The 25,430-nt window shown below is 68.7% G+C and carries 33 protein-coding genes, 1 tRNA gene and 1 pseudogene; 6 read left to right on the forward strand and 29 right to left on the reverse strand.

What is annotated here, in order from left to right:
- Positions 1 to 169: 169 nt before the first annotated feature.
- From CDO87_RS16305 to CDO87_RS16320, 4 genes are all read right to left on the reverse strand, one after another.
- Complete coding sequence (locus tag CDO87_RS16305) at positions 170 to 610, reverse strand: SRPBCC domain-containing protein (protein ID WP_100929753.1); 441 nt, start codon at positions 608 to 610, stop codon at positions 170 to 172.
- Positions 607 to 930: a helix-turn-helix transcriptional regulator gene (locus CDO87_RS16310; protein ID WP_100929754.1), complete on the reverse strand. Its 324-nt coding sequence runs from the start codon at positions 928 to 930 to the stop codon at positions 607 to 609. The genes CDO87_RS16305 and CDO87_RS16310 overlap by 4 nt, the downstream gene beginning before the upstream one ends.
- A gap of 92 nt (positions 931 to 1,022) precedes the next feature.
- Positions 1,023 to 1,775, reverse strand: coding sequence for a hypothetical protein (locus tag CDO87_RS16315; protein ID WP_100929755.1), 753 nt, complete (start codon positions 1,773 to 1,775; stop codon positions 1,023 to 1,025).
- A gap of 142 nt (positions 1,776 to 1,917) precedes the next feature.
- Complete coding sequence (locus CDO87_RS16320; protein WP_100929756.1) at positions 1,918 to 3,246, reverse strand: hypothetical protein; 1,329 nt, start codon at positions 3,244 to 3,246, stop codon at positions 1,918 to 1,920.
- 123 nt (positions 3,247 to 3,369) lie between these two features.
- Between CDO87_RS16320 and CDO87_RS16325 the strand changes: the two genes are divergently transcribed.
- Entirely contained in the window at positions 3,370 to 3,840 is a 471-nt protein-coding gene (locus tag CDO87_RS16325) for an MmcB family DNA repair protein (RefSeq protein WP_254698168.1), read from the forward strand.
- Between the two features lie 44 nt (positions 3,841 to 3,884).
- On the opposite strand, the gene CDO87_RS16330 is transcribed toward CDO87_RS16325, so the two are convergent.
- Entirely contained in the window at positions 3,885 to 4,088 is a 204-nt protein-coding gene (locus CDO87_RS16330) for a DUF6324 family protein (RefSeq protein ID WP_100929757.1), read from the reverse strand.
- Positions 4,089 to 4,159: 71 nt separating this feature from the next.
- On the opposite strand from CDO87_RS16330, the gene CDO87_RS16335 reads away from it, so the two are divergent.
- Both CDO87_RS16335 and CDO87_RS16340 read left to right on the forward strand, forming a co-directional pair.
- Positions 4,160 to 4,672, forward strand: a complete 513-nt coding sequence (locus tag CDO87_RS16335; protein ID WP_254698171.1) for a GNAT family N-acetyltransferase — start codon at positions 4,160 to 4,162, stop codon at positions 4,670 to 4,672.
- A 42-nt stretch (positions 4,673 to 4,714) separates the two neighbouring features.
- Positions 4,715 to 4,791: transfer RNA gene (locus tag CDO87_RS16340), tRNA-His, on the forward strand.
- A gap of 166 nt (positions 4,792 to 4,957) precedes the next feature.
- Here CDO87_RS16340 and CDO87_RS16345 read toward each other — a convergent pair.
- The 6 genes and pseudogenes from CDO87_RS16345 to nifB all read right to left on the reverse strand — a co-directional run bounded on the left by CDO87_RS16345 (position 4,958) and on the right by nifB (position 8,874).
- A complete protein-coding gene (locus CDO87_RS16345) occupies positions 4,958 to 5,785 on the reverse strand; it encodes an SIR2 family protein (RefSeq protein WP_100929759.1) in 828 nt (275 codons plus the stop codon).
- Positions 5,786 to 5,788: 3 nt separating this feature from the next.
- Positions 5,789 to 6,004, reverse strand: coding sequence for a putative nitrogen fixation protein NifT (gene nifT, locus CDO87_RS16350; protein ID WP_100929760.1), 216 nt, complete (start codon positions 6,002 to 6,004; stop codon positions 5,789 to 5,791).
- Positions 6,001 to 6,354 carry a nitrogen fixation protein NifZ gene (locus tag CDO87_RS16355; protein WP_100929761.1) on the reverse strand — a complete coding sequence of 118 codons (354 nt, stop codon included), beginning with the start codon at positions 6,352 to 6,354 and terminating at the stop codon, positions 6,001 to 6,003. Before CDO87_RS16355 ends, nifT begins: the two co-directional genes overlap by 4 nt.
- Positions 6,354 to 7,076 carry a 4Fe4S-binding leucine-rich repeat protein gene (locus tag CDO87_RS16360; RefSeq protein ID WP_254698173.1) on the reverse strand — a complete coding sequence of 241 codons (723 nt, stop codon included), beginning with the start codon at positions 7,074 to 7,076 and terminating at the stop codon, positions 6,354 to 6,356. The genes CDO87_RS16355 and CDO87_RS16360 overlap by 1 nt, the downstream gene beginning before the upstream one ends.
- A 30-nt stretch (positions 7,077 to 7,106) precedes the next feature.
- Positions 7,107 to 7,295, reverse strand: a pseudogene (locus CDO87_RS16365) (4Fe-4S binding protein); the annotation flags it as partial.
- 91 nt (positions 7,296 to 7,386) lie between these two features.
- Complete coding sequence (gene nifB / locus CDO87_RS16370) at positions 7,387 to 8,874, reverse strand: nitrogenase cofactor biosynthesis protein NifB (protein ID WP_100929764.1); 1,488 nt, start codon at positions 8,872 to 8,874, stop codon at positions 7,387 to 7,389.
- 168 nt (positions 8,875 to 9,042) lie between these two features.
- Between nifB and CDO87_RS16375 the strand changes: the two genes are divergently transcribed.
- The 3 genes from CDO87_RS16375 to CDO87_RS16385 all read left to right on the forward strand — a co-directional run bounded on the left by CDO87_RS16375 (position 9,043) and on the right by CDO87_RS16385 (position 10,470).
- The gene (locus CDO87_RS16375; protein WP_100929765.1) at positions 9,043 to 9,375 is read left to right on the forward strand and encodes a helix-turn-helix transcriptional regulator; all 333 of its coding nucleotides are present in this window, start codon (positions 9,043 to 9,045) and stop codon (positions 9,373 to 9,375) included.
- A gap of 139 nt (positions 9,376 to 9,514) precedes the next feature.
- The gene (locus CDO87_RS16380; protein ID WP_157815021.1) at positions 9,515 to 9,808 is read left to right on the forward strand and encodes a hypothetical protein; all 294 of its coding nucleotides are present in this window, start codon (positions 9,515 to 9,517) and stop codon (positions 9,806 to 9,808) included.
- Positions 9,805 to 10,470: a glutathione S-transferase family protein gene (locus tag CDO87_RS16385; protein WP_100929767.1), complete on the forward strand. Its 666-nt coding sequence runs from the start codon at positions 9,805 to 9,807 to the stop codon at positions 10,468 to 10,470. Before CDO87_RS16380 ends, CDO87_RS16385 begins: the two co-directional genes overlap by 4 nt.
- A gap of 197 nt (positions 10,471 to 10,667) precedes the next feature.
- Here the strand turns inward: CDO87_RS16385 and nifA are convergent, their stop codons facing one another.
- The 18 genes from nifA to nifN all read right to left on the reverse strand — a co-directional run bounded on the left by nifA (position 10,668) and on the right by nifN (position 25,429).
- On the reverse strand, positions 10,668 to 12,452 hold the full coding sequence (gene nifA / locus CDO87_RS16390) for a nif-specific transcriptional activator NifA (protein ID WP_254698175.1): 1,785 nt from the start codon (positions 12,450 to 12,452) through the stop codon (positions 10,668 to 10,670).
- Between the two features lie 279 nt (positions 12,453 to 12,731).
- Entirely contained in the window at positions 12,732 to 14,018 is a 1,287-nt protein-coding gene (gene rpoN / locus CDO87_RS16395; protein WP_254698176.1) for an RNA polymerase factor sigma-54, read from the reverse strand.
- 105 nt (positions 14,019 to 14,123) lie between these two features.
- The gene (locus CDO87_RS16400; protein ID WP_100929769.1) at positions 14,124 to 14,822 is read right to left on the reverse strand and encodes an ATP-binding cassette domain-containing protein; all 699 of its coding nucleotides are present in this window, start codon (positions 14,820 to 14,822) and stop codon (positions 14,124 to 14,126) included.
- Entirely contained in the window at positions 14,819 to 15,511 is a 693-nt protein-coding gene (gene modB / locus CDO87_RS16405) for a molybdate ABC transporter permease subunit (protein ID WP_100929770.1), read from the reverse strand. The genes CDO87_RS16400 and modB overlap by 4 nt, the downstream gene beginning before the upstream one ends.
- Entirely contained in the window at positions 15,508 to 16,248 is a 741-nt protein-coding gene (modA, locus tag CDO87_RS16410; RefSeq protein WP_100929771.1) for a molybdate ABC transporter substrate-binding protein, read from the reverse strand. Before modA ends, modB begins: the two co-directional genes overlap by 4 nt.
- Positions 16,245 to 16,577 carry a nitrogenase stabilizing/protective protein NifW gene (gene nifW / locus CDO87_RS16415; protein WP_100929772.1) on the reverse strand — a complete coding sequence of 111 codons (333 nt, stop codon included), beginning with the start codon at positions 16,575 to 16,577 and terminating at the stop codon, positions 16,245 to 16,247. Before nifW ends, modA begins: the two co-directional genes overlap by 4 nt.
- A gap of 27 nt (positions 16,578 to 16,604) precedes the next feature.
- Entirely contained in the window at positions 16,605 to 17,312 is a 708-nt protein-coding gene (cysE, locus tag CDO87_RS16420; RefSeq protein WP_100929773.1) for a serine O-acetyltransferase, read from the reverse strand.
- Positions 17,309 to 18,481: a homocitrate synthase gene (gene nifV, locus CDO87_RS16425; protein WP_100929774.1), complete on the reverse strand. Its 1,173-nt coding sequence runs from the start codon at positions 18,479 to 18,481 to the stop codon at positions 17,309 to 17,311. The genes cysE and nifV overlap by 4 nt, the downstream gene beginning before the upstream one ends.
- 45 nt (positions 18,482 to 18,526) lie before the next feature.
- On the reverse strand, positions 18,527 to 19,729 hold the full coding sequence (gene nifS, locus CDO87_RS16430) for a cysteine desulfurase NifS (protein ID WP_100929775.1): 1,203 nt from the start codon (positions 19,727 to 19,729) through the stop codon (positions 18,527 to 18,529).
- Between the two features lie 12 nt (positions 19,730 to 19,741).
- Positions 19,742 to 20,770 carry a Fe-S cluster assembly protein NifU gene (nifU, locus tag CDO87_RS16435; protein ID WP_100929776.1) on the reverse strand — a complete coding sequence of 343 codons (1,029 nt, stop codon included), beginning with the start codon at positions 20,768 to 20,770 and terminating at the stop codon, positions 19,742 to 19,744.
- 12 nt (positions 20,771 to 20,782) lie between these two features.
- A complete protein-coding gene (locus CDO87_RS16440; protein ID WP_100929777.1) occupies positions 20,783 to 21,103 on the reverse strand; it encodes an iron-sulfur cluster assembly accessory protein in 321 nt (106 codons plus the stop codon).
- 224 nt (positions 21,104 to 21,327) lie between these two features.
- Positions 21,328 to 21,774 carry a hypothetical protein gene (locus CDO87_RS16445; RefSeq protein ID WP_100929778.1) on the reverse strand — a complete coding sequence of 149 codons (447 nt, stop codon included), beginning with the start codon at positions 21,772 to 21,774 and terminating at the stop codon, positions 21,328 to 21,330.
- Positions 21,764 to 22,324: a nitrogen fixation protein NifQ gene (locus CDO87_RS16450; protein ID WP_100929779.1), complete on the reverse strand. Its 561-nt coding sequence runs from the start codon at positions 22,322 to 22,324 to the stop codon at positions 21,764 to 21,766. The genes CDO87_RS16445 and CDO87_RS16450 overlap by 11 nt, the downstream gene beginning before the upstream one ends.
- Positions 22,308 to 22,613, reverse strand: coding sequence for a ferredoxin III, nif-specific (gene fdxB, locus CDO87_RS16455; protein WP_100929780.1), 306 nt, complete (start codon positions 22,611 to 22,613; stop codon positions 22,308 to 22,310). The genes CDO87_RS16450 and fdxB overlap by 17 nt, the downstream gene beginning before the upstream one ends.
- Entirely contained in the window at positions 22,610 to 22,819 is a 210-nt protein-coding gene (locus tag CDO87_RS16460) for a CCE_0567 family metalloprotein (protein ID WP_100929781.1), read from the reverse strand. Before CDO87_RS16460 ends, fdxB begins: the two co-directional genes overlap by 4 nt.
- 282 nt (positions 22,820 to 23,101) lie before the next feature.
- On the reverse strand, positions 23,102 to 23,575 hold the full coding sequence (locus CDO87_RS16470; RefSeq protein WP_100929783.1) for a NifX-associated nitrogen fixation protein: 474 nt from the start codon (positions 23,573 to 23,575) through the stop codon (positions 23,102 to 23,104).
- Entirely contained in the window at positions 23,575 to 24,069 is a 495-nt protein-coding gene (gene nifX, locus CDO87_RS16475) for a nitrogen fixation protein NifX (protein ID WP_100929784.1), read from the reverse strand. Before nifX ends, CDO87_RS16470 begins: the two co-directional genes overlap by 1 nt.
- Positions 24,044 to 25,429 (reverse strand): nitrogenase iron-molybdenum cofactor biosynthesis protein NifN, encoded by a 1,386-nt coding sequence (gene nifN, locus CDO87_RS16480; protein WP_100929785.1) that lies wholly within the window; start codon positions 25,427 to 25,429, stop codon positions 24,044 to 24,046. The genes nifX and nifN overlap by 26 nt, the downstream gene beginning before the upstream one ends.
- Position 25,430: the final 1 nt, after the last annotated feature.

Here is a 25,430-nt window from a genome sequence, read left to right on the forward strand (position 1 = left end):
GAGCGGCGGGAACCACCACGACCGTGTGGGTGACGCATTCCCGAGGACCTGTATATACAGGTGGGCGCCAGGTAACGAAGCCACGGCTACGTCAGAGCCAGCTCCCTCGGATTTGCTTAAGGCCACCGGAATGTACCCGTTCACGAGAGGGGCAGAACCCGCCAGTGCCTCAGGTAAGCTCGTGACAGGGCGTCGGCAAGCCCATCTTGTCGATTTCGTGAAGGCGGCCCATGAACTCGTGCCAGCCCTTGTCGAATCCGAGCACCACGGCGAAGTCTTCGGCGCCTTCGGGCAGGCCCGAGTGCACCAGCGACAGCTGCGTGCCCCCCGGCACGGTTTCAAGGTCCCAGGTGACCGTGGTCATCGTGCCGTTGAGCGGCGAGACGGTGAAGGACCAGCGCATGTGATCCTTGGGCGAGAGCTTCTCCACCGTGCCCCAGCACAGGGTGTTGTCGTTGGCGGCGTTGTAGAGCTCATAGGGCTGGCCTTCGCTCAGGTCGGCGCGGGCGGGGTTGAACCACTTGCCCAGCAGCTCGGCCCGGGTCAGGTGGTCCCAGACGGTGTCCTTGCTGGCGGAGAGCATCACGGATTTGCGGATGGTTAGCGTCATGTGTTGTCCTTTTCGGAAAGGGTTCTGGAGAGGGCGGACAGCTTGTCGTCCCAGAAGGCGTCGAAGTGGGCGAGCCAGTCGGTGACGGGCTTCAGGCCCGGTGCGTTGAGGCTGGACAGGGTTTCGCGCCCCTGACGGCGCATGGTGATGAGGTTGCCTTCCTCCAGCACCACGAGGTGCTTCTTCACGGCCGCGCGGGTCATGTCGCAGTGTTCGGTGATTTCGGCGATGGTCATTTCCCGGGTGCCGAGGCGGTGCAGGATGTCGCGTCGGGTCGGGTCCGCGAGGGCGCGGAAGGCGGGTTGGAGCAAAGCGGTCATGGCGCCTCCTTTGGACGGTGCGTGTCCAAAGGAATACCATTTGGTTTCGCAAAATGAAATACCTTTTGGTATCGCGAATTGCGTGCGCCAGATCAGCTGTCAGGCGTGATGAAGCCGTAGCGTTCCAGTTCCTCGGGCAGCAGGATGTAGATCTCGTCCGCGGGGGTGGCCAGCGCGTGGCTCATGACCCGCACGTCGAGGCCCATGTCGTCGAGGTAGGTCATGACCTCGGCCTGGCCGCGCTGGATGTCCTCGACCGCGACGAAGGCAGGCAGGATGGTGCTTTCGCCGAAGTAATGCTGGTGCACGCCGATGGAGGCGGAGGGTTCCGCCGTGCGGGTCGCGCCGCCCGCGAAGAGGTAGGGGCAGGCGGAATAGCAGATCTCGCCCGAGAGCACGCTTGTGGCGATCCCGGCGGCGCGCAGGTGGCGCCCGAGGTCGAGGGCGTCGCGCACCGATCCTCCGGGCGATTGCAGGACGAGGGTCTCGATCTTCGGGTCGGCCTCGGTGATCTGCGGCATGAGGCGCTGTGCGTCGCCGTCCTCGATCGTGCCTTCGAGCCGCCAGGTGGCGTCCTCGTAGGTCAGCGTCAGCCGGTCGGGCAGTTCGCCGGCGTCGCGGCTGGGCTGCACGGTGGGGCGGTCGCGCGCCGGATCGTAGGTGCGGCGCTGGTCGCCGGGGCGCACGGGTTCGGACAGGCGCGGCGCCTGGGGCGAGGAGAAGGGCAGCGAGAAGGGCGCGCTGCGGATGTCGCCCAGCACCAGCAGGATGCCGATGCCGACCTGGAAGATCAGAACGGCGGCCAGGGTGCGGGCGACGGGCCGGGCGGTGCGGCCGGTGCTCATGTCTGCAGGCCCCGCGGATCGGGCATAGGGATGGCGCACTGCAAGCGCAGGTGTCCCGGGACCGGCGCCTTCACGCGGCGTTGCACCGCGCGGCCCGCCGTGCGTGCGCGTGACGTCTGCCCGCCCATCGTCTCACCGGCGTTCATTCGGCGGCCTCGCGCGGCGGCTCCTGCGGTTTCTGGGCGGGGTCCGGCGTCAGGACGGTGGGGGCGGCGGTCGTGGCCGGGGGCGGGGCCGAGAGCTGCTCCACGTCGCGCAGGGCGGTGACGGCGGCGCGCAGCTCGGCCAGCGTCAGCGTGTCCTCGATCCCCGTGCCGTCGCGCCCGTGGCGGATCGCGCCTTGGGTGATGGCGAGGATGAAGACCAGCACCATGGGCAGGAGGTCGATGGCGATGGCCCCGGCCCAGGACGGCACGAAGTTGCGGGCGTAGAGGATCACCGCGTCGGCGGCGGAGATCGGCGTGTAGGTCACGTCGGTCGGACTTTCCAGCGCCTGCACGTTCTGTGCCGCCCGTTCCAGCGTCGCGGCGCGGCTGCCCAGCACCTCCAGTACCGAGGAGATTGTGGCCGACTGGTCGGCCCGCCCGGCGGCGGTGGAGCTGTCGAGCTCCGGCAGCACCACGGAGGCGGCGAGGTCCTGCGCCGCCCGTTCCACGAGCTGCGCGACCGACAGTTGCCGCAACTGGGTGATCAGGCCCTGAAGGCGCACTGCGGCCTCCGAGAACTCGATGGAGCGGGCCTCCACGCTGCCCGGCTCCACCGTCAGGGCGCGCATCCGCGACAGGATGGTGTTGCCCTCGGTAAAGGCGCTTTCGACCAGCGGGGTCTGTTCGGCGATCTGGGTTTCCAGCGCCGAGAGCTCTGCCGACTTCTGGCGAAGTACGCGGAAGACCGCGCCGCGGCCTGCGAGGCCGGAGAGCGAGCCCTGCGCCTCCTGCTCCGAGAGGTCCTCGAACGACTGCCGCACGCGGGCGACGTCGCGTTCCAGCGCCTGCCCTGTGAGGGCGATCTCGTGGGCGCGCTCCAACGCCGTCTGGTAGTCCTGCACGGTCTTGGCGAGGTGCTGCTCCACCGCCGCCGACCCGGCCAGCGCGGCGGCGTTCAGCCAGGACGACATGGCGACGATGGCGAGGCTGCCCATGCCCATCGCGGCCAGAAGGCCGGTGCGGGCGCGCGTCGTGGTGACGGCCGGGAAAAGCCGCAGCATGTAGGACCAGAAGACGAAGATGCCGACCGAGACGGCGGTCGAATAGGCGATGGCGGCAAAGACCGACATGGCGCCGTTCTCGTCCAGCAGGGAACTCACCCCGAGGTAGGTGTAGATGCCCGAGGCCACCGACAGCACGCCGAGCGCCGTGCCGGAGAAGGTGTCGAGCCACGTGATGTGACCTTCGAGGTCGCGGGCGTTGCGCACACCGCGCGCGGCCTCCCGGCTGAGGGGGACGGTGTCCTGTCGTGGGCTCTGGCTCATGCGGTCTCCGTGCGCGTCGGCCAAAACCGGCCGGCCCGTAAAACATGACCCCTGGGCGGCAATTTGCAACGCCTCTCGCCGTGGGGGTTGCATTTGTTCACGTATTGTTCATATGTTTTCAGCATGGAATTGCGTGACACCCTGTTGGATTCCGGCCTGATGCCGGGGCAGCTTCTGGCCCGGGGCGTGTGCCGCCACCTCGCGACACACGGCTTTGCCACGGTGGAGGAATTCGTGCCCGAGCGCGGCCTGCGGGTCGACGTGATGGCGCTTGGCCCGAAGGGAGAGCTTTGGGTGGTCGAATGCAAGTCCTCGCGCGCTGACTTCATGTGCGACGCCAAGTGGCAGGGCTACCTCGACTGGTGCGATCGCTATTTCTGGGCCGTGGACCAGGATTTTCCCACCGACCTGCTGCCCGAGGGCACCGGCCTGATCGTCGCCGACGGCTACGATGCGGAGATCCTGCGCATGTCCCCGGAATCGAAGCTGCCGGGCGCGCGGCGCAAGGTGCTGATGCAGAAGTTCGCCTTCCATGCCGCCCGGCGCCTGCAGGGCCTGCGCGACCCGGGTGCGGTGCTGGACGGCTGGGGCTGAGGGCGCGGCGCGTTCCGTTGCGACGGCGGTCGGCGCCGCCGCGTTCAGCGCTTCTTTTTCTTCGGTTTCATGCCGCGCGCGGTCGCCGCGGCGGCGCGCAGTTCCTCGGCGATGTCCTCGGCCTCTTCGGGGTCGAAGTCCATCGGGATCTCCAGGTCCCCGGCAAAGATGTACATCCGGACCATGCCCAGGTCGGTCGGGCCGATCTGCAGGTTGGCCTCGATTTCGCTTTCGTCGTTGATGCTCATGGCTGTCCCTCGCGGTGATCTTGTCAGTTAGCCACCGCCGCGCTTTGATGCAAGCGCAGGAGGATGGGACGATGACGGTGGAATTGCGCGATCTGGGCGAGGGCGACGCGGACTGGCTGGTGACCCAGCACGGGCGTCTCTATAAGCGGGACGAGGGGTTCGACGACAGCTTCCCGGTGCTGGTGCGGCAGGTGCTTGACGATTTCATCGCACATCGTGATCCGGCGCGGGAACGGGCCTTCATCGCTTGGGAGGATGGCGCCCGGCTGGGCAGCATCTTCTGCGCCCGCTCCGACGATCCCGATGCGGCAAAGCTGCGGCTGTTCCTCCTGATGCCGGAGGCGCGCGGCAAGGGGCTGGGGCGGCGGCTGCTGGCCGAGAACCTCGCCTTTGCGCGGCAGGCGGGGTATGCTAGAATGGTGCTCTGGACGCATGAAAGCCACCGCGCGGCTTGCGCGCTTTATGCAGCAACCGGGTGGCGGCTGCTCCGGTCGGAGCCGAAAATCAGCTTCGGCGTGCCCGTGGTGGAACAGGCCTGGGAGATAGACCTGAGCACGCCGCGGGGAAAAAATTTCCGGGATTAGCGCTTGCATTCCAAGGGCGCAGTTTGTAAATCGCCTGCCAGTGCCGCCTTAGCTCAGTTGGTTAGAGCGCCTGATTGTGGATCAGGAGGTCCCCCGTTCGAGCCGGGGAGGTGGTACCATCTCCTTCAGGACGCAAAGCGAAAAGGCCCTTCGCCGGTGATGGCAGAGGGCCTTTCGCGTCTGTTGGGCCGAGGCATCGGGGCGATGCGCGTTGCAGGCAGCCGCGCGGGAACCGCCCCCCGGGGACGCGGTGCCGGCACCGGCCGCCCGGGGAGGTCTGCGCGTCTAGCCTTCGGGAACGGTCAGCGCCTCTGCCACGGCTTCCAATGGCAGGTCGATGTGCAGCGCGTTCATTTCCTTCACGAATTTCTCCTCCATCCGGGTGAGCGGCCCGTGGATGACCATGACATGCCCGGGGGCGGACCGCTTGGCGATCTGCCGGGCGAAGGTGCGGAGCATCTGGTCGTCGAACCGGCAGCCGAGGAAGAGGAAGGGCCGGCCGGTGCGGCGGCGGGTGACGTCCTCGGGAATCGGGCGCTGGATGTCGATCTCCGTCAGCACCTCCACGTAGTCGCTGTCCGACATCAGGAAGGACAATCCCTTCCGCGCCATGCCGTGCGGTTTGTAGATCAGCGTCTCCCACTCCGGGCTGGCCTCAGGCACCTGGTTGCCATCCGCATCGTAGGCGCGGGTGAAGATGTCGATCCATTCGCCGTTGCGGCTGACGCCCTGCACCAGTCCGTGCGGCTTGCCCGCGAAGGCGCGCAGCAAACCGTCGTCGTACCAGGTGTCGACGATCATCGGCGGGCCGACGCGGGCCAGCCAGTCGTGCACCGGGTTGGACCCGGCGGCGGGCGTGTCGAAGGCATCCTCCACCAGCTTGTTGAGCGTGGCGCGGAACTTGCGGCTTTCGATGTACTGCGCCACGGCCCAGAGATTGCCGGCGGCGCGGCGGGGCGCCCGCACCTGCCTTTCCAGCAGCGCCGAGAGCGCCTGCGGCGTCGTCGGTGCGGCGGTGTCGGACAGTGCGGCGACCTCGGGACCGAGGTAGGCGATGCGCCGGCCCGAGGCGACTTCGTTCATCGCCTGTTCGAGTTGGTCGTGCGGGGTCATGGCTCAGTCCTCTCCGGCGGTCAGGCGGCGGGCGTCGACGGTGATCGGCAGGGCGGGGGGCTCGTCGAAGGCGGGCATGGCGAAAACCCAGCCGTTCGCGAGCCGCGCCCAGCCGCCCCAGAGGCCGGGGACCTCTGTCTCGACGATCATTTCCTCGAGGTCCTTCTTGGGGACGTAGGCTTCCATCCCCTTGGGGGTTTCGCGGATCATGACTTTCATTCGGCGGGCTCCTCGCGCGTTCGGGCCGATGGGCGGGTGACGATGTGGGACTGCAGCGCCGACGGGTCTTCGGTGCGGCGGATTTGCTGGCCGTCGGGGGTCAGCTCGCGCTCGCGCATGCCGACGATGCTGGCGCGGTCGACGAAATCGACGGCGTAGATGTAGAATTGCTGGAGGAAGACGCCGATGTCGCGGACATAGCCCACGTCGCCCTTCTTCACGACGGTTTCGCCGATCTCCTTGCCGGCCATGGTGCCGTCGTTCCGGACGTTCTTCTTCGAGATGACCCGGTCGCCGGGCATGAAGGCCGGATCGCGGTAGACCTCGATCTCGCGGTCGTCGGTGGACATCAGGCTTCCTCCTGGAGCTGGGCGAGACGGGCGCGGGCGGTCTCACGGATGAAATCGTCGGGGTCGCCGGTGAGGAACTCCGCCTCTGCCCGGCCGCCGTTCTCGGCCACCACGTGACGCACGCGCAGGTCCTCGTCGGCAATGAAGAGCGCGGGACGGCGCAGGGCGGCCTCGCGCCGGACAAGTGGGTCGGGATCGGTGCGGAAGCGGTCGAGCATCGGGTCGATCACGCGCCGGGCGACGATCCGGCGAATTTCCGGGTCGGGATCGGCGATCATCATCGGCAGCAGCCCCGGTTCGGCCCGGCGCGCGACGATGGTGCGCACGTAGCTGTCGGCGTCATGTGTCATCGCGGAGAGCCGTTCCTGCGGCAGCCGGTGGGCCACGGCGATGCGCACCCGGCGGTCGCCATCGCCAAGCGCGCGCTCCGCGTGGGAGGGGGGCAGGCGCAGGATGGCGATGCCGCGCACGCCCGCATCCTCGTCGTCCAGCAGCCGCGGCAGGCGAAAGACGGAAGCCGCCCGCGCGGCATTGGCCCGCGTCTCGAAATAGGGGTGGGTCAGGCATTCGTCCGCGAGATCGCGGTTCAGAAGGAAGAAGCGCTCGATCCGCTTGGCGTAGCGGTCGTGCGCACAGGACCAGCCCAGGCCGCAGCGCCCCGGGTCGAGGCGCGCGTTGAAACGGCAGGACGCACAGTCGAGCGGCGCGCCCTGCCAGTCCACGGGGGCAGGTCCTTCGGGCACCGGTCAGGCCGGGATGCAGGTTTCGGGCACCGGGCAGATTTCGGCGCACTGCGGGGTGTCGAAACTGCCCTTGCACTCGGTACAGAGCGCGGGGTCGATCACGTAGGTGTCGTCGCTGAAGGAGATCGCGGCGTTCGGACATTCGAACTCGCAGGCGCCGCAGACGGTGCAGTTGGATTGGACGATGGTCAGGGCCATGGGGGTTCCTCGTGGCTGTCGGGGCGGAGGGTGGTGCAAAGCCCCACCCTGCATGCCGGCGCGCGGGCGCGACGCGGCGGTCCTCGTGACGTCAGGCGGTCTCGGCCTCCAGCGCAGGCAGGCCGCATCTGGCGCGGTAGACCGCCGACACCGCGGTTTCGATGTACTCGTAGGCGAAATCCTGGATCGCCACGATTCCGGCCGCGGCGAGGTCCTCGCGCGGGCAGTCGCCGATCTTGGCGCAGAGGATCGTGTCGATGCCCTCCAGCGTCTTGATGACCAGTTCCAGCTTCTCCTCCTCGCCGTAGCCGCCGACGCAGTAGTTGTCGCAACGGCGGTGGGTGACGAAACGGACGCCGTCCGCATCGACCTCGAAGATCTGGAACTCGGTGGCATGGCCGAAATGCTGGTTGATGCGCCCGCCGCCCTTGGTGGCCACGGCGATCAGCATGGCCCCCGCGTCCGCGGCGACGGCGGCCTGCGTTTCGGCCTTCGCCTCCTCTGCGGCGACCCGGCGTTCGCCGCGCTCCTCCGCCACCCAGGCACGGTAGGCCTCGCGCTTCGTCGGGTCGTAGGTGACCGCGTCCGGCACGAGGTCCATGGTGAATTCCTGCCCCCGATCCTCGCCCAGAAGGCCCACCGCATCGGCGCGGCACTGGCGGCAATGCTTCATCAGGTTGGCACCACCGGCACAGGCGTCCTGAAGCTTCTTCAGCTCCTGCGCGGTGGGCCCGCGCTGACCGTTCAACCCGAAGGCCGTGCCGTGTTCCGGCGCCGAGATCAGCGGCATGATGTTGTGCAGGAAGGCGCCGCGCTTCTTCACCTCCCGGTTGACCTCGAGCAGGTGCGCGTCGTTGATGCCGGGGATCATCACCGAGTTCACCTTCACCAGAATGCCGCGTTCGTGCAGCATGTCGAGCGACTGCATCTGGCGCTCGTGCAGGATCTGGCTGGCCTCCAGGCCGGTGCGGCGCTTGTGCTGCCAGAAGATCCACGGATAGATCTTCGTCCCCACCTCCGGGTCGATCATGTTGATGGTCAGCGTGACGTGGTCGATGTTCATGTCCAGGAGGTCGTCGACGTGGTCGGGCAGGGCGAGGCCGTTGGTCGACAGGCAGAGCTTGATGTCGGGAAGCTGCGCGTGGACACGCTGGAAGGTCTCTCGCGTCTTTCGCCAGTCGTAGGCGGAATCGCCCGGCCCGGCGATGCCCAGCACCGAAAGCTGCGGGATCTCGTTCGCGACCGCGATGACCTTGCGGGCGGCGGCCTCCGGCGTCAGCCGTTCCGAGACCACGCCGGGGCGGCTTTCGTTGGCACAGTCGTACTTGCGGTTGCAGTAGTTGCACTGGATGTTGCAGGCGGGGGCGACGGCGACGTGCATCCGGGCGAAGTAATGGTGCGCCTCTTCCGAGTAGCAGGGGTGGTCCTTCACCTTTTCCCAGGTGGCCGGGTCCATGTCCTCGGGCGCGTCGGAAGACCCGCAGGAGGAGGACGAACAGCCGTCCGACTCCATGGCCTTCGTCAGGGCATCCTTCGAGCCGATGGCAAGCCCGTCGAGGGAAATCACGTTCGCGTTCATGGCGCTTCCTTCCTGATGGTTCGGTCCGTCGGAGAGGGTTCAGCAAGATCGATGCCAAGCGGTGCCGCGCAGGGGATTGTCGTATAGGGGACAACCGGGGCTTCTGCTGAAAGCCGATACTCAAGCGATGACTTGACTATTGTCGGCTTTGGTCCGAAACTTCAGCGCATGGTTGAGTATTCGAAGGATCTGGACCGCGCCTTTCACGCGCTGTCCGACGGAACGCGGCGGGCGATCCTCGACCGCCTTGCGCGGGGGCCGCAGTCGGTCAGCGCCCTGGCGCACCCCTTCGACGCGACGCTGTCGGCGATCCACCAGCACATCCAGGTGCTGGAGGCGTCGGGACTGGTGGAGACGGAGAAGGTCGGCCGGGTGCGCCAGTGCCGGATCTCGCGCAAGGCCGTGGCGCAGGTCGAAGGCTGGCTGCGGGCGCGACGGATGCTCTGGGAGGAGCGGTTCGATGCGCTGGGCGCGATGCTTGAGGAGGATGGCAATGCGTAAGGCGCCCGACCACGGGACGTTCCCGATCCGGCGGCGATGGAAGGCACCGGCAGCCCGGGTATTTGCCGCATGGCCGGGCCCTGACCGGAAGGCGCGCCGGTTCACCGGACCCGCGGGCAGGGGGCTGGCGGACGGCCGCATGGACTTGCGCCCCGGCGGCGAGGAGGCGCCGGAAGGGCGCTTCCCCTTGGGCAGGCAGTCGCGCCCTGCCGCGTGCCATTGCGTGCTCGAACCCGGCAGGCGGCCGGTCTGCGCCTACGACATGCGGGTCGAAGGGGCGCAGCATTCGGTGACACCCGGGGCGACGCACGTCGCCTGCACCGGACAGGTTGTCTGCCCTGACGGGGAGGGCAGAGCCGCGGACCGCAAGCACAGGGCCAGCTTGCAGGACGGTGCCATCGAGAGCACCTTCGGCCGGGAGCGCCTGTCATGATCGCGATCTACGGCCACCCGTTCTCGTCTCATTGCTGGAAGGTCTACATCGCTCTGCGCGAAAGAGGGCTGGACTGGGAGGCGCGCACCGTCGATCCCACGCTGCCGGAGCACCAGGCCTTCTGCCGGACCGCCGCGCCCACCGGCCAGTTCCCTGTGCTGGATCACGACGGCCATGTGGTGATCGAAAGCGCCGCGATCGTCGAATATCTCGACGGGCTTGGCAAGGCCGCCCCCATGGTGCCAAAGGACTGGGACGCGGCCATCGAAGCGCGGCAGATGGATGCCGTCTTCGACGACTACCTGAACGCACCGGTGGGGCGCATCGTGCTGAACGAACTGCGCCCCGAAACCTGTCGAGATGCGTTTGGCGTGGCGGAGGTACGGGAGAAGATGACCCAGGCCTATCGCTGGCTGGACGGATGGATGACGGGCCGGGACTGGGCCGCAGGTGCCTTCGGCATCGCCGATTGCGCCGCGGCCCCGGCGCTGTTCTATGCGCATTGGGTGCACCCGATCCCGATGGATCTGCGGGCTTTGCACAGCTACCGCAAGCGGCTGCTCACCAGGCCTTCCGTTGCGGCGACGGTCGACGACGCCCGTTTCTTCCGCCCTTACTTCCCGTTCAAGACGGACACCGATCCGGACTGGTTGCCGTCCTGAACGCAGCGCCCGACCCGGTGTCGTGCAGGCGAGGGGCCAGCCCCTCGCGCTCCCCGGAGTATTTCGGAAGCAAAGAAGCAGGGCACGGTCCGAGGCTTCTTTGCTTTGCAAATACTCCCGCCGGAGGCGGCGGCGCGCGCAGCGCGCTAATACCGGGTGCGCAGCACACCTTTTGATCGCGTCCAGAGGGGGAGCAGTCAGATCCTGCGTACTTCGATGCCGTGTTTCTGAAGTGCGTAGGCGATCTGGCGCGGTGTCAGGCCGAGGAGGCGGGCGGCCTTGGCCTTGACCCAGCCGGCTTCTTCCATGGCGGCGATCAGCTCTTCACGGGCGGTGTTGGCGGTCTTCCTGGGTCCGAAGGGCGCCGGGTCCTCGGGGAAACTTGCGGGTTCAGGTTCGGTCGCGGGCGGGGGCGCGGGGCGGCGAATGGCGGGGGTGACGACCTGGCCCGAGGCGAGGCCGCCGATGGGCGATCCGCCGTCCTGAAGACGCCACAGATCGGCCGAGAGGCAGGTGCCCTGCCGGCATGCAAGTTCCTGCCCCAGCACGATTTCGCCGTCCGACAGGGCGGCGGCACGGTTCACGCAATTCTCCAGTTCGCGGACATTGCCGGGAAACTTGCACTTGCAGATCGTGTCGAAGGCGTCGGCGGCGAAACGCACCTTCGTGCCGTTCGACTTGTTGAACTGATCGAGGAACAGCTGCGCGAGCGGCCGGATGTCGCTGGGCCGGTCGCGCAGCGGGGGCAGCACGATCGGTACGACGCAGATGCGGAAGTAGAGGTCGGCGCGGAAGTCGCCCTTGGCCACCGCCGCTTCGAGATCGCGGTTGGTGGCGGCGACGATGCGGACGTCGACCTTCATGGTCTTCGTGCCGCCGACGCGTTCGAACTCGCCTTCCTGGAGCACCCGCAGCAGTTTCGTCTGGAAGGTCGGGCTGATCTCGCCGATCTCGTCGAGGAACAGCGTCCCGCCGTCGGCCAGCTCGAACCGGCCCTTCTTGAGCTGGGCCGCGCCGGTGAAGGCGCCTTTCTCGTGGCCGAAGAGTTCCGATTCCAGCAGGGTTTCCGACAGGGCCGCGCAGTTGACGCGGACGAAGGGGCCTTTCTGCCGTTTCGACTGGCTGTGCACGGCGCGGGCGAACAGTTCCTTGCCGGTGCCGGATTCGCCGCGCAGCAGGACCGGCGTCCGCTTGGGGGCGACGCGCTTGACCTGCTGGATCACGTCGGAGATCGCCGGGCTGTCGCCGATGATGCCGTCGAAGCTGACCGGCCCCGGCGTCTCGCCCGACTGTTCGCGCAGCGACTGGATCAGGCGGCGGGTGTCCGAGAGCGCCCGGTCGCGGTCCTTGGCGATCCGGCGGCGGAAGCGCAGCGCCTGTTCCAGCAGCGAGGCGACCATGGTCAGCACCCGCACGTCGATGTCCGACAGACCGGCGCGCGCATCCGCGTGGCTGCGGAAGGCGCAGAGCAGGCCCAGCACGAAGTGGCTTTGTTCCGGGTCGCGCAGGGGCACGGCGATCAGCGTCTGGCCTTCTCCGCGCAGGCGGGTCGGCACGGCGTCCTCGCCGAACTCCGCGGCGAGGTCGAAGGACACCAGCGGCACGCCGGAGCTGAACACCACCCGTGCCACCCTGTCCGGCAGCACCTCGGAGGCGGGTGCGGTCGCATCCCGCGAGAACGCGGTGGCGGCGATGGAATAGGGGTTCCGCTGGCCCGGCACGTCGGTCTCCGGGTCCGTCAGCAGCGCCAGGACGCCGTGCCGCAGGTCGAGAAAGGACGAGAGCACGTTCAGGATATCGGGCACGACCTGGATCGGGTCGGGCGCCGCAGTGAAGGTCTTGGCGATCTCGTAGATCGCGTCGAGCGCCAGCCGGTCCATGCCCCCGGTTTCGTGGCCTGTGCCGGCGGTGGTCCTCCCGGTGCGCCGTTCCCCGGCGCCGTTTGTCTTGGCCGTCTTGTCGTCTTGGATGATGCAGCCCATCTGGGACCCCTCTGTCAGGACGTCTCGGCTCCTCCCGTCGGCAGTCTTTGTCGTCTCACCGGCCCGCTCTTGCGGTCCGGCGCTTTCCTCCGTTGACTGTTCTACCATGCCGAGAGGTCCTGGCGGGAGCGGGCGGTGGCGTTTCGCCGGGAGAGCCCCCGGATGGCCCGGAATTTGCGCCAGGACTGCGCAATTTCCGGGCGGATCGCCAGCGGGGGACGGGCACGGCCTACGGGTGCCGGCCCCTTCCGAACCTGAGTGATTCCGTGGGTCGTTCGGTCATCGCTTGCGGGCAAGCGCCTGCCTCCGGCGGTCGTAGGAAGAGCCGAGCCCGAGAGACAGGCGGTACTTCGTCACCGTGCGGCGGGCGATGCGCAGGCCGGACCGTTCGGCAAGGTCGACGATGGCCCCGTCCGACAGCGGGTTTTCCGGGTCTTCCCGTTCCACCGCGCGCCGGACGAACTGCAGCGCGCTGTCGCGCGAGACGCCGTCGTTGTCGTGGCTGCTGCCCACCGCGCGGGCAAAGAAGGCGCGCAGCGGCAGGGCGCGTGTTGGGGTCTGGATCATCCGGCCCGACACGGCGCGGCTGATGGTGGAGGCGTGCAGGCCAAGCTCTGCCGCCACATCCTCCAGCGTCAGGGGCGCGAGATACGCCGGGCCGCGGTCGAGGAAGTGCGCCTGCCGCGCCACCAGCACGGCCGCGGTGCGCAGGAGCGTGTCGCCGCGGCGTTCCAGCGCCTGCGCCAGAGAGCGTGCCTCGGCCAGCGCGCGGCGGCGGGCGGCGCGGGCCTCCGTGCTGGCGGTGCCGTCGGCAAGGCGGTCCTCCTGCACGGTGATCGTGGCAGACGTGGCGCGGTTCAGTTCCACCGTCCAGCCGTCCGGCCCCTTCGTGGCGATGAGGTCCGGCGGAAGGACCGGCGCGGGCGTGTGGTCGAAGGCCAGCCCCGGCTTGGGGTTCAGCCCCTTGAGCTGCGCCATGATGTCGGGGATGTCCGATGTCTCGCAGTCGCAGAGGTCGGCCAGTTCCTTCAGCCGGTTCTTCGCCACGAGGTCGAGGTTGGCCAGCAGCGTCTCGACCTCCCATGTCAGCAGGTCGGCCTCGCGCGCCTGAAGCGTCAGGCATTCCGCGAGGTTCCGGGCAAAGAGGCCGGCAGGCTCGAATGACTGCAGCCGGTCGAGGATGCGCAGGGCGCGCGCCTCCGGCACGTTGGCCAGCATGGCGATGGTGTCGACGGGCTGTCCCAGCCAGCCGGTGGGTTCCAGCGCCTCGGCAAAGCGCAGGGCGATCAGCCGGTCGGCGGTCTGCGGGAAGGCCAGTTCGATCTGCTCTGCGACATGCGCCAGAAGGCTGGGCCGGTCGGAAGCGATGGCCGCCACGGCGTCGAAGTCTTCCGAGCGCGCGCGGGTGAAGGCGGCCGGCGGGCGATAGGCGACGCAGGGGTTGGCCTGCGCGCGTTCCGCGAGGTAGTCGGAGAGTTCCTCGGACGACATGCCGAGGATGGTCAGCGAATGCAGCATCTGCCCGCTCATGGTCTGCGTCTGGCGCTGGCTGAGTCCCTGAAGCATTTCCATCTTCGTCACCTTACATCCGGGGCGGTTGAACGGGGGGCCGCGCAGGACCGGGCGGCAGAGAAAGCGGCGTTGCTGCGCGTTTCGTGGGCGATCGGGTCGTCATGTGGCACACCTGATGGCACCGGCGGGGGCGAGGGCCGGAAAAACCGGTGTCGCGTTGCGCGTGGCGACCGACTGGATGCGCCCGCCGTTCAGCGTCACCGTGCGGTCGCAGAGGCGGCCGACCTCTTCCGGTGCGTGGGAGATAAGGATCATCGGGATCTGGGTGCGCTCCTGCACGCGTGCGATCAGGTCGAGCGTGCGGGCCTTCAGCCCCGGGTCGAGGGCCGAGACGGGTTCGTCCAGAAGCAGCAGCTCCGGTTCGGCCATCAGTGCGCGGGCGATGGCGGCGCGCTGGCGTTCTCCACCGGACAGGCGGGCGGGGCGGGCGGCCATCAGGTGCCCGAGGTCCAGCGCCCCGATCACCTCGTGCCAGAAGTCGGTGCCCCTGTTGCGCGCGCCGAAGGCGAGGTTGCGGGCGACGCTCATGTGCGGGAACAGCAACCCGTCCTGAAAAACGAGGCCGATCCGGCGCTGCGCGGCAGGGACATTCACCCCGCGGTCCGAGGCATAGAGCGCGCGACCCTTCAGCGCGATGCAGCCGCGGGTCGGGCGGACGTGTCCGGCCAGGCAGTTGAACAGCGTCGACTTGCCTGAGCCGGAGCGCCCGATCAGCCCGATGATGCCGGAGGCCTCCAGCGCAAGGTCGAGGGTGAGGCGGAAATCGCCTTGCCGGTGGTCGAGGCGGATCTCGATCATGCGGGCTCTCCCTGCGGTGACAGGCGGCGCGACACGGCCTCCGATGCCATCAGCGCGGCGCCCGCAAGGGCCAGCGACAGCAGGCACAGGCGCAAGGCCGCGTCTTCGCCGCCGGGGCTTTGCGTGACGGAGAACAGGGCGAGCGGCAGGGTCTGCGTGCGGCCGGGAATGTTGCCCGCCAGCGTGATCGTCGCGCCGAATTCGCCCACCGCGCGGGCGAAGGCCAGCGTCAGACCGGCCAGTATGCCCGGCGCCATCAGCGGCAGCGTGACGGTGGCGAAGATCCGGATCTCGGACGCGCCGAGGGAGCGGGCGGCGCGGCCCAGCCGCGGATCTATGCCCTCGGCGGACTGCCGGATGGCGCGGACCATCAGGGGAAAGCCCACCACCGCGCAGGCGATCACCACCGCCGATTCCGAAAAGGCGATGCGCAGGCCGAACTGCGTCCAAAGGAAACCGCCGAGCGGACCGTTCCGGCCCAGGAGCACCAGCAGCATGTAGCCCAGCACCACCGGCGGCAGGACGAGCGGCAGGTGGACCACGGCATTCACAAGGCCATGGCCGGGGAAGCGCCGCGTGCCCAGCAGCCACCCCAGCGCGATGGCCGGAGGCAGCGACCACAGGACGGCGAGCGCCGAGGCGTTCAGCGACAAGGTCAGCGCGTCGATTTCCACCTGCGTCAGGGTCATGAGCCCTCCGCCGGAAGGGTTGCGGGCAGGGTGACAAAGCCCTGCGCGGCCAGCACGGCCTGCCCGGCAGGCGACACGAGGAAGGCCATCAGCGCCGAGGCGCCTTCCGGATCGTCGCCCTGCGCGACCGGGGCCACGAGGTAACGGATCGGCGGATGGCTGTCCTCGGGGATCTGCCAGACCACGGCGATGCCGGGTTGTCCGGCGGCGTCCGAGGCATAGACCAGCCCAAGCGCCGCCTCGCCCTGCGCCACGGCAGCGACGGTGGCCAGCGTGTTGCGCATCGGCACGAAGGCGGGCGCGACCTCGTCCCAGAGGCCGAGGCTTTCAAGTGCCGCCTTGCCGTAGGCGCCCACGGGGGCGGTTTCCGGATCGGCCATGGCGAAGACCTCGCCTTCGAGGGCTGTGGCCAGGGTGTCGGGGGTGACCCGCGAACCGGACGGGGCGATCAGCACCAGCCGGTTGGACATCAGCACACGCACGGCGTCGCCCTCGACAAGGCCCGCCTCAACGAGGTGGCCCATCCATTTCGGATTGGCCGACACGAAGAGGTCCGCCGGTGCGCCCTGTTCGATCTGCCGCGCCAGCAGGCCGGAGGCGCCGTAGCTGGTCAGCGCGGCGATGCCGCTCTGTTCGATGGCTGCGTCCAGTGCCGCGCCTGTGGAGGCGGCGGCCAGCAGCATCGGGTCGGCCTGCGCGGCCCCCGCCAGCAGACAGAGCGCCGCCGCGCGGATCATTGCGCCACCTTCAGGCTGTCGATGACCACGAACTTCGCCTTCAGCTTGGCTTCCTCGTCGCGGAACACCTTGAAGACCTTTTCCTTCAGCGGCGTGCTCTCGACGAAGTCGCCGTAGGCGCGCTTCAGTTCCGCCCGCGCGGCGAGGAAGATCGCATCCTCGTCCTGCCCGGCAAGGTCCAGGTCCCGCAGGTAGCTGCCGAAACGGCGCATGATGTGCAGGCGGGAGACGTTCAGCACCTCCTGATCGAACGGCAGCAGCAGGTAGGTGAAGATGTCCTCGGCGGAGGAAAGGGTGTCGATGGTCTCCAGGACGGTTGTCTCGGTCATGTGTGTCTCCTTCGCGGTCAGGTTGGATCAGTGGGGGAGGTGGTCCTGCGGCGGTGGCGTGCAGCCGCTTTCCGCGGCGCGTAGGGCGGCGTCGCGGGCGGCGAGGCGCGCTTCGAGGAAGGCCACGCGGTCGGCCAGCCGCGCGAGGCTGCGCCCGACCGGGTCGGGCATCAGGTGATGGTTCAGGTCGATGCGGTAGGGATCGCGCGAGGCCTGGCGGGTCTGCACGATCCGCGCGGGGATGCCGACGACCGTCGCCTCCGGCGGGACGTCCTCGACAACGACGGAATTCGCGCCGACCCGGGCGCCTGCACCTATGGTGACCGGCCCGAGGATCTTGGCACCCGCCCCGACCATGACCTCGTCGCCAAGGGTCGGATGGCGCTTGCCGGGCGACCATGACACGCCCCCCAGCGTCACCCCGTGGTAGAGCGTCACGTCGCGGCCCACTTCGGCGGTCTCTCCGATGACGACACCTGCGCCGTGGTCGATGAAGAAGCCGGGACCGATCCGCGCACCGGGGTGGATGTCGATGCCCGTGACCATCCGGGCGAGGTAGGACATGATCCGCGCGGGCGTCTTCAGCCGTTTCGTCCAGAGGGCATGCGCGGCGCGGTGGGCCAGCATGGCGTGCAGGCCGGGATAGGTCAGCGCCGTCTCCAGCCGCCCGCGGGCCGCGGGGTCGCGCTGGCGGATCGCGGCAAAGTCGTCGCGGATGAAGGCGAAGCGCGTCATGACTGTCCCCCGGCCATCATCGCGGAGCGGCTGGCCCGGGTGGCGAGCCGCGCGAGTTCCTCGGGCGCGAGCGGGCGCTTGGTGCGCGTCGCGTGGGCACGGAGCAGGGGTTTCAGGCGGCTGAGCAGTTCGTCGCCCGAGGGCAGGCCCGCCGCCTCCAGTGCGGCGCGCAACCCGGCAAGGCCCGAGTGCTTGCCCAGAACGATCTGCCGCTCGCGCCCGAAACGGCCCGGTGCGCAGCGTTCGTCCTCGTAGGTGTCGGCCTGCTTCAGCAGCGCGTCGACGTGGATGCCTGCCTCGTGGGCGAAGGCCAGCGGCCCGGTGATCGGCTTCGATGCCGGCAGAGGACGCCCCGAGGCGCGGGCGACGGTTTGCGACAGGGCGGCCAGGGCGCGCAGCTCGATCCCGGTGTGAATGTCGTTGGCGGCCAGCGCGGCGGCGACCTCCTCCAGCGCGGCGTTTCCCGCCCGCTCGCCCAGCCCGTTGACCGTGACCGAGAGGTGCGTGGCACCGGCGTGGGCTGCCATCATCGTGTTGGCCGTCGCCATGCCGAAGTCGTTGTGCGCGTGGATTTCCAGCGGCAGGGAAATGCGCGTGCTCAGTTCCGCCACCAGCCGGTAGGCGCCCATGGGATCGAGGATGCCCAGCGTATCGGCGATGCGGAAGCGGATCGCGCCCGCGGCCTTTGCCACCGCCGCCAGTTTGGCGAGGAAGGTCGGGTCGGCGCGGCTGGCGTCCTCTGCCCCGACAGAGACCGACAGCCCGGCCTGCGTGGCGCAGAACACCAGCGCCGCGGTTTCGCGGAGCGCCCAGTCGCGGTCCTGCCGCAGTTTGCCGGAGAGCTGGCGGTCAGAACTGGGAACGGCGAAATGCACCCGCCGTACGCCGGTCTTCAGCGCCATGTCGAGGTCGGTCATCCGCAGCCGGCACCAGGCGACCGGCACCGCGCAGGTCAGGTCCTGCGCCAGCGCCCGGATCTCTGCGACCTCGTCGTAGCCCATGGCGGGAATGCCCAGTTCGACCTCTGCCACGCCCGCCACGTCCAGCGCCCGGGCGATGGCACGCTTCTCATGGAAGGAGAAGGCAACGCCGGCGGTCTGTTCGCCGTCGCGCAGCGTGGTGTCGCACAGGGCGACGGCATTCGGCGTACAGAGCGGAGCGTGGTACATGGCGGGTTCCCCTTGACGGTGTTTGCTGCACGAAATCGGGCGGTTTCAGGCGTATTCCGGCTGGAAGCCGTCCGGTTGCGCACCGTCCCCGGACCAGAACGGAGACATGGCGCGCAGGCCGGCGATGATGCCGGGCATGACCTCCAGCACGTAGTCGATCTCTTTTTTGGTCGTTTCTCTCGATAGGGAGAAACGGATCGCGCCGTGGGCCGCGGTGAAGGGGATGTTCATGGCGCGCAGGACGTGGCTCGGTTCCAGCGATCCGGAGGTGCAGGCCGACCCCGAAGATGCCGCGATCCCGGCGGCGTTCAGCTTCAGCAGGATCGCCTCGCCCTCGATGTACTCGAAGGCCACGGTGGCGGTGTTGGGCAGGCGGTCATGCGGGTCGCCGGTCAGGAAACAATGGCCGATGCTGCCGATCAGGCCGTTGGCCAGCCTGTCGCGCAGCGTTGTCATGCGGGCCATGTCCTCTGCCATGGTCGACATGACCATCCCGGCGGCGCGACCGAGGCCGATGATCGCCGGGGCGTTCTCCGTTCCGGCACGGCGCCCGCGCTCCTGGTGGCCGCCGCGCAGCAGCGGGCGAAAGCGGGTGCCCTTGCGCAGGTAGAGCGCGCCCAGCCCCTTCGGCCCGTGCAGCTTGTGCGAGGACAGGGAGAGCATGTCGATCTCGGTGTTCCTGAGGTCCATCGGAACCTTGCCCACCGCCTGCACCGCGTCGGTGTGGAAGAGCGCGCCGTGTTCGTGCGCCATCTCCGCGAGACCGTCGACCGGAAAGATGGTACCCGTCTCGTTGTTGGCCCACATGAAGGACACCAGCGCTACCTTGTCGGAAAGCGCGGCGCGGTAGGCGTCGAGGTCGAGCCGCCCCAGACCGTCGACCGGAATGCGGTGCACCACCACGCCCTCGTGTTTCTCCAGCCAGTCGCACAGCGACAGGATGGCGGGGTGTTCGACGGCAGAGGTGACGATCTCGTTCCGGCCCGGCATCACCTGAAGGGCAGACCGGATCGCGGTGTTGTTCGATTCAGTGCCGCCGGAGGTAAAGATGATCTCGTGGTCGAACTCGGCCCCGATCAGGGCCTGCAGCGACCGCCGGGCCTGCCGGAGCGCGCCGCCGACTTCCGCCCCGAAGGCATGGATCGAGGATGCATTGCCGAACTGCTCCGAGAAGTAGGGCAGCATGGCCTCGACCACCTCGGGAAAGACGCGGGTGGTGGCATTGTTGTCGAGATAGATGGGGGGCATCCTTGCGTCTCCTTACGTCTTCGCCACGGGCATGACGCGCACGGGGCGGCCAAGCGCGTCGCTGATCTTTTTCTGGATTCCGCCGAGCGTCTGGGCGGCCAGCTGGCAGCCGGAACAGGCGCCGGTCAGATGGACGAGCACGAGGTTGCCTTCCATGTCGACAAGCTCCACGTCGCCGCCGTCGCGGCGGAAGACCGGGCGCAGCTCTTCGATGATGCGGGCGGCAGCGATCGCCTCTTTCGCCGGGCTCAGGGCGGCAGGCGCCGGGGCGGCGGGAGCGGCGGGTTTCTCTGCCACGGCCAGGCCACCCTCCGGCATCGCGATCTGCACCGGGGCCGAGGGCTTGGCCGGGGGCATGGGCGCGGGCGCCATGTCGGGGATGACAAAGCCCTGCGCCTTCTTCTTCATGGGTTTCGGGGCCGAGCCGAAGACATGGGCCTCGTCCGCACGAAGGGCGCCTTCGGCGACCATTGCGGCGTTCACGTCGGCCAGCAGCTCCTCGAGCGGTTCGCGGCAGGAGTTACAACCGCCGCCGGCCTTGGTGTAGAAGGTCACCATTTCCAGCGTCGTCAGTTTGTTGCCGCGAATGGCGCGTTCGATCATCCCGGCGTCGACGCCGAAGCACTTGCAGATCAGCGCGCCTTCCTCGTGGTCGTCCCCGTCCACCTCTTCGCCGGTGTAGGCGGCGACGGCGGCCTGCAACGCTTCCTGCCCCATGACGGAACAGTGCATCTTCTCCGGCGGCAGCCCGTCGAGGAAATCGGCGATATCCTGGTTGGTCAGGGTCTTCGCCTCGGCGATGGTCTTGCCGATGATGAGCTCGGTCAGGGCCGAGGACGAGGCGATGGCCGACCCGCAACCAAAGGTCTGGAAGCGGGCGTCCTCGATCACGTCGGTCTCCGGGTTGACCTTCAGCATCAGCTTCAGGGCGTCACCGCAGGACAGGCTGCCCACTTCGCCGACCGCATTGGCATCGGCCAGCGCGCCCGCGTTCCTCGGGTTGAAGAAATAGTCCTTCACCTTATCGGAGTAATCCCACATTGGCCGCGCTCCTCAGCAGAAGGACTTGCCGCAGCCGCAGGAGCTGGAGGCGTTGGGGTTGTCGAAGACGAAGCCGGAGCCTTCCAGCCCGGCCACGAAGTCGATGGTGGTGCCGCTCAGGTGCGGCTGGCTTTCGGGGTCGATCAGCACGGTGACTTCGCCCGCGGTGACGATGGCGTCGTCCGGCTGGGCGGTCAGCTCCAGTGCCATGCCGTATTTCATGCCGGCGCAGCCGCCGCCCTGCACCATGACGCGCAGCCCGGCGACGGGCTGGCCAGCGCCGTCGATGGCCGTCTTGATGGCGCTGCGGGCGGGTTCGGTGATCTCGATCATTGTGCCTTCTCCTGTCCGGTCTGTCGGTTGGTCCTGCGGTTGTTAAAGCAAGGACCGTGCCATCCGGTCTTTCGCCGGGTTTTCAGCGGCTTGCCCGCCATTGTCGGGAACGGACAAAACCGATTGGACGGAAGCCGACAGTCGGTTGGCATGTTCTTCGCACTGTCCGCTTCGGGGGAGAGCGGGGGACCGAAGGCGCCGTGCCTGTGACCCGGCAGGGCGCGTCAGTCCCCGCCCGCGGCCTCCAGATGGTGCAGCAGCCACGCCCCGCCGAAACGGTCCGTCGGGTCGAGCCGTGCGGTGTGCGCCAGCACCGCGCGCGCCTCGTCCAGCGCGCCCAGCCGGGCAGCGCAATAGCCCTGAGCGATCAGCGCCTGCATGTAGAGGCCGGGGGCGAACTCCATCGCGCTGAACGCGGCGTCGCCGGGCCGCACCGCCCGCCAGTCGGTGGCGATGTTGAGTTGCCGGGCGGCGTGGGCGACCAGCACCCCGGCATGGTCGCGGGCCTGCGCGTAGTCGTGGGCGTAGAAGGCAAAGCGGTAGGCCGCCAGCCGCACCTCCGGATCGTGCGGCGCGGCCTTCAGCGCCCGGTCGATGGCGGCGGCGCTCTCCACCGGCCTTGTCCGGGCCGCCTCCGCCCCGGCCAGCAGGTCCGCGGCATCAATCGGCAAAGCAGTCCGCCCGTTCGTCGCAGTCGTCGCAGGTGGGCGAGAGGCACAGCGCGAACCCGGTGTCGGAACAGATCTGCCGGTAGAAGAATTTCTTCCAGCGCATGTTCTGCGCGTTGGCGGCCTTCAGCCCCGGCAGGTGCCGCGCGATCAGCTCCGAAAGCGCGTCACGCGAGACGAGGCCGAGGTCTTCCCAGAGATGCCGTCCTTCCATCGCGCGCCGCGCGAGGATCTGCGCCAGCCAGCGGACCTCCGGCGACGTGGTCCGTGCGCGCCACAGGATCAGCGTCGCGATGGCCTGCTGGTCGGCAGGGCGGTCGGGGGCAGGCAGGTCGAGGTCGGGCAGGGCTGTGCCGGGCGCCCAGGTGTCGCGCAGCGCGGCGAGGTCGGCCCCCGACAGCCCCAGCCGCTCGGTCAGGGGACCGAGACCGGCCTCCCGCTCTGCCAGCGCCCGGTCGAGGATGCAGGCCATGTCGGAAATGGTCGGCATCGCCGCGGCGAGGTGGCCCGCCGGGGCCCTGCCCGTGGTGGAGGGTTCAGTCCAGTGCCGCATGGGTCTGGCAGTCGGAAGGGCAGACGCGTGCACAGGCGCCGCAGCCGATGCAGTTGTCCGGCCCGATCATGTGCATCACCGACTTCACGATCTCGTCCTCGACGTCGTCGTATTCGTCGGTGCCGGGTCGGACGAGGGTGCCGTCCTCCGTCAGGCCGTGCAGGGTCATCACGTCCCGGCCGCAGACCTTGAAACATCGCCCGCAGCCGATGCACTTGGCCGGGTCGATGGACATCAGGAACTCCGGCACGTAGGCCGCGCCGCCCCGGGTATAGGCCACGACGCTCATGCCCCGGCCTCCGCCTGCTTCGCTGCCTTGAGATCCCTGCGGGCGGCGGCCAGTTCGCGGAACACCTCGTAGGTTTCCTGTGCCACCCCGGGTATCTTCTCCCAGTCGGTTGGCAGTTCTTCAGAGAGGTCGTGCAGGTTCATCTTGGCGTCGGTGGAGCGCATCGACAGCCTCTTCACCTTCTTTTCAAGCTCTTCGACAGTCATGGCGGGGTCCTTTCGTCAGCATCCGCGCAGGTGGCGCGAGAGGGGCGTGCGTCCCCGCGGCCGCGCCAGCACGACCGGAGGCGCAGGTTTCACGGTGCAGGCGCAGGCGGTCCGGGCGGACTGCAAGGGACAGAGCGGCCTGATCTGCACGTAGGGGCTGCAGCAGCGCGGCGCGGTCTCCGCCTCCTCCGGGGCGGCCGGACAGGGGGCCTTCGCCGCCGCGCGCGGCCTCAGCCACGTCAAGGGCGTGAACCGCTCGGGAAGACGCGGCAGCTCCATCTCTCAGGCCTTCGCGGCGTCGGGATAGGCCTCGATGGTCTCGACGGCCTTCGCCACCATCTGCTCGCCGGCCTCGGCAAGCGCCTCCCACGAGAGAAAGCCGAAACGGTGGATGTCGCGCAGGTGCTTCGACACCACCACCAGCTTGCCCGCGAGCAGCACGATCCGGCCAAAGCCTTCGTGGCTCATCTTCTGCATCTGCGAGGCCATGCAGCCGGTCCGTTTCTCGATCAGCAGGCCCACGGCGTCGTAGAACTTCGTCACGCGCCACATCACGTCCGGGTCCGGATCGCCGATGATCGGGATCTCGCGGCGCTCCTCCCGGGTGACGATGAACTCTGCCATGATGTCGGCATCGGTCTTGTCGTCCCACTGGCCATAGCTGTCCTCGGCGCGGATCACCGCGGCAAGCTGGCTGAGGAAGGGGCTGTCGACCATCGCGCCACCGCGCTCGGCCTCAAGGGTCTCGGTGGTCATCAGGCGGTCTCCTCTGTCTCGTATTCGTCCATGAAATCGGGCTTGTCCTCGGTCCCGAGGATCTTGCGCAGGAAGGGCGGGGGCGTGCCGTTCAGCATCACCTTGACCTGCTCCAGCACCGCCTCGATCGGCTCCGGGTCCTTGCGCTTGATCGGGTGGATGCCCGCGCGCACGATCTTCGCCGCCGAGGGGCCGCCGATGGCCAGCGCGAACAACAGGGCGCAGCCCTTCAGCGCCTCCACCTTCGGGGTGATCTTGTCGTCCTGGTCGTCGTGCTTGCCTTTCTGCTTCGTGACGTTGTCGAAGGCATGCGCCGCCACGAAACGGTGGCCGGTCTTCCAGACGTCATAGACGGCGAATGTCTTCGCCGAGCCGAAATGGGCACCGAGATACGCCATGTCGTTGGTGGCGATGGCGATGCGCAGGGGCGTCTCGCCCGGGGCCGGTTCGCTGGCCGGTCCGGTGGTGTCAATGACGCGCAGCGTGCGGGACATGCTCGAACTCCTCTGGGATGGGCGCGGCGCCGAAATCCTCGGGGCGCGCGCGGTGGTGGATGGACTGGACGGTGTTCGCGATCTCGTAGAGGAAGGCGCGGCTGCCCCGGTAGCCGACCCGGCAGACGTCCTGCGCGCCGATGCGGTCGAAGACCGGGAACCCCACGCGCACGAGGGGGATGTGCAGGGCGTGTTCGACGTGGCGGCCGTGGCTGTGGGTCAGCAGCAGCTGGGCGCCGCCCGCCTGCGCCGCGCGCTGAAGGTCGCCCAGATCCCCGAGTATGACCTCCCCGGACGGGATGCGGTCGACGAGAGGCGTGTGCTGCGTCGTGGTGACGGCGGCGACCACCTCTGCCCCCATCGAGGTCAAAGCGTTCGAGAGGGAGAACAGCAGGTCCGGGTCGGCGCCGATGGCCACACGCAGCCCGCCGGTGTGGAAATGCGCGTCGAGCGCCGCGTCGATCAGCCGGGCCCTGTCGCGCCGGATGGACGGGGGCGGGTCCTGCACGCCCGCAAGCCCCATCAGCGTGCGCACGAAGGCATCGACCGGCTTCAGCCCGGTGACCGACTGGAAGACGCGGAAGGGCGCGAGGGTGCGATCCTCCAGCATCTGCGCGGCCCTGCGCATGCTCTCTCCCACCGCGAGGGTAAAGGCGCTCCGGGCGATCCGGCCGATGTCGGCCAGCGGTGTGCCCCCGAGCGAGCAGCCCGACCAGTCGTCCGACACATGCCCGTCGAGCGAAGTCGAGATGTCCGGCAGGACCACGGGCGACAGTCCGAAAGCGCGGATCATCCGCACCAGTTCCTCCACCTCTGCCGGGCTCAGGTGCGATCCGGCCAGCAGCGTCACCTGCCGCATGTCCACGTCGCGCTCCGTCACGCGGGGCACCAGCGCACCGACGATGGCCTCCACCGCCTTCGCCCAGCCGTCCTGCAGCGCCCCGTCGAAGTCGGGGGTGGAGGCATAGACCACCGCCGTGTCGGCGAAATCCGTGCGCCGCGACAGGATCTCCCTCAACTCGCCCGGCACGTCCTCGCCCCGGGTCTCCGTCAGCGCGGTGGAGGCGATGCCGATGAAGGAGGGCGCGGCCTTCCTGCGCAGGTTCTCTATGGCCTCCTCGATCTGATCCGCACCGCCGAGGATGGTCGACACCTCGTTCATCGCGGTGGTCTGAAGCGGCACGGCCTCCTTGAAGTGCCGCACGAGGTGGACCATCGCGAAGGCCGTGCAGCCCTGCGAGCCGTGGAACAGCGGGATCGCCCGCTCGATCCCGAGATAGGCCATGGCCGCCCCCAGCGGTGCGGAGCTTTTCAGCGGCATGGTCGACAGGGCGCGTTTCGGGTGGATGAGCTTCGCCATC

Origin of the sequence: Sagittula sp. P11 (genome assembly GCF_002814095.1) — a bacterium.
GTDB lineage: Bacteria > Pseudomonadota > Alphaproteobacteria > Rhodobacterales > Rhodobacteraceae > Sagittula.

Excerpts from the sequence above, each read along its gene's own strand:
- CDO87_RS16305 (WP_100929753.1), bottom strand. The coding sequence starts at position 610 with ATGACGCTAACCATCCGCAAATCCGTGATGCTCTCCGCCAGCAAGGAC.
- CDO87_RS16310 (WP_100929754.1), bottom strand. The coding sequence starts at position 930 with ATGACCGCTTTGCTCCAACCCGCCTTCCGCGCCCTCGCGGACCCGACC.
- CDO87_RS16315 (WP_100929755.1), bottom strand. The coding sequence starts at position 1,775 with ATGAGCACCGGCCGCACCGCCCGGCCCGTCGCCCGCACCCTGGCCGCC.
- CDO87_RS16320 (WP_100929756.1), bottom strand. The coding sequence starts at position 3,246 with ATGAGCCAGAGCCCACGACAGGACACCGTCCCCCTCAGCCGGGAGGCC.
- CDO87_RS16325 (WP_254698168.1), top strand. The coding sequence starts at position 3,370 with ATGGAATTGCGTGACACCCTGTTGGATTCCGGCCTGATGCCGGGGCAG.
- CDO87_RS16330 (WP_100929757.1), bottom strand. The coding sequence starts at position 4,088 with ATGAGCATCAACGACGAAAGCGAAATCGAGGCCAACCTGCAGATCGGC.
- CDO87_RS16335 (WP_254698171.1), top strand. The coding sequence starts at position 4,160 with ATGACGGTGGAATTGCGCGATCTGGGCGAGGGCGACGCGGACTGGCTG.
- CDO87_RS16345 (WP_100929759.1), bottom strand. The coding sequence starts at position 5,785 with ATGACCCCGCACGACCAACTCGAACAGGCGATGAACGAAGTCGCCTCG.
- nifT (WP_100929760.1), bottom strand. The coding sequence starts at position 6,004 with ATGAAAGTCATGATCCGCGAAACCCCCAAGGGGATGGAAGCCTACGTC.
- CDO87_RS16355 (WP_100929761.1), bottom strand. The coding sequence starts at position 6,354 with ATGTCCACCGACGACCGCGAGATCGAGGTCTACCGCGATCCGGCCTTC.
- nifB (WP_100929764.1), bottom strand. The coding sequence starts at position 8,874 with ATGAACGCGAACGTGATTTCCCTCGACGGGCTTGCCATCGGCTCGAAG.
- CDO87_RS16375 (WP_100929765.1), top strand. The coding sequence starts at position 9,043 with ATGGTTGAGTATTCGAAGGATCTGGACCGCGCCTTTCACGCGCTGTCC.
- CDO87_RS16380 (WP_157815021.1), top strand. The coding sequence starts at position 9,515 with ATGGACTTGCGCCCCGGCGGCGAGGAGGCGCCGGAAGGGCGCTTCCCC.
- CDO87_RS16385 (WP_100929767.1), top strand. The coding sequence starts at position 9,805 with ATGATCGCGATCTACGGCCACCCGTTCTCGTCTCATTGCTGGAAGGTC.
- nifA (WP_254698175.1), bottom strand. The coding sequence starts at position 12,452 with ATGGGCTGCATCATCCAAGACGACAAGACGGCCAAGACAAACGGCGCC.
- rpoN (WP_254698176.1), bottom strand. The coding sequence starts at position 14,018 with ATGCTTCAGGGACTCAGCCAGCGCCAGACGCAGACCATGAGCGGGCAG.
- CDO87_RS16400 (WP_100929769.1), bottom strand. The coding sequence starts at position 14,822 with ATGATCGAGATCCGCCTCGACCACCGGCAAGGCGATTTCCGCCTCACC.
- modB (WP_100929770.1), bottom strand. The coding sequence starts at position 15,511 with ATGACCCTGACGCAGGTGGAAATCGACGCGCTGACCTTGTCGCTGAAC.
- modA (WP_100929771.1), bottom strand. The coding sequence starts at position 16,248 with ATGATCCGCGCGGCGGCGCTCTGTCTGCTGGCGGGGGCCGCGCAGGCC.
- nifW (WP_100929772.1), bottom strand. The coding sequence starts at position 16,577 with ATGACCGAGACAACCGTCCTGGAGACCATCGACACCCTTTCCTCCGCC.
- cysE (WP_100929773.1), bottom strand. The coding sequence starts at position 17,312 with ATGACGCGCTTCGCCTTCATCCGCGACGACTTTGCCGCGATCCGCCAG.
- nifV (WP_100929774.1), bottom strand. The coding sequence starts at position 18,481 with ATGTACCACGCTCCGCTCTGTACGCCGAATGCCGTCGCCCTGTGCGAC.
- nifS (WP_100929775.1), bottom strand. The coding sequence starts at position 19,729 with ATGCCCCCCATCTATCTCGACAACAATGCCACCACCCGCGTCTTTCCC.
- nifU (WP_100929776.1), bottom strand. The coding sequence starts at position 20,770 with ATGTGGGATTACTCCGATAAGGTGAAGGACTATTTCTTCAACCCGAGG.
- CDO87_RS16440 (WP_100929777.1), bottom strand. The coding sequence starts at position 21,103 with ATGATCGAGATCACCGAACCCGCCCGCAGCGCCATCAAGACGGCCATC.
- CDO87_RS16450 (WP_100929779.1), bottom strand. The coding sequence starts at position 22,324 with ATGCGGCACTGGACTGAACCCTCCACCACGGGCAGGGCCCCGGCGGGC.
- fdxB (WP_100929780.1), bottom strand. The coding sequence starts at position 22,613 with ATGAGCGTCGTGGCCTATACCCGGGGCGGCGCGGCCTACGTGCCGGAG.
- CDO87_RS16460 (WP_100929781.1), bottom strand. The coding sequence starts at position 22,819 with ATGACTGTCGAAGAGCTTGAAAAGAAGGTGAAGAGGCTGTCGATGCGC.
- CDO87_RS16470 (WP_100929783.1), bottom strand. The coding sequence starts at position 23,575 with ATGACCACCGAGACCCTTGAGGCCGAGCGCGGTGGCGCGATGGTCGAC.
- nifX (WP_100929784.1), bottom strand. The coding sequence starts at position 24,069 with ATGTCCCGCACGCTGCGCGTCATTGACACCACCGGACCGGCCAGCGAA.
- nifN (WP_100929785.1), bottom strand. The coding sequence starts at position 25,429 with ATGGCGAAGCTCATCCACCCGAAACGCGCCCTGTCGACCATGCCGCTG.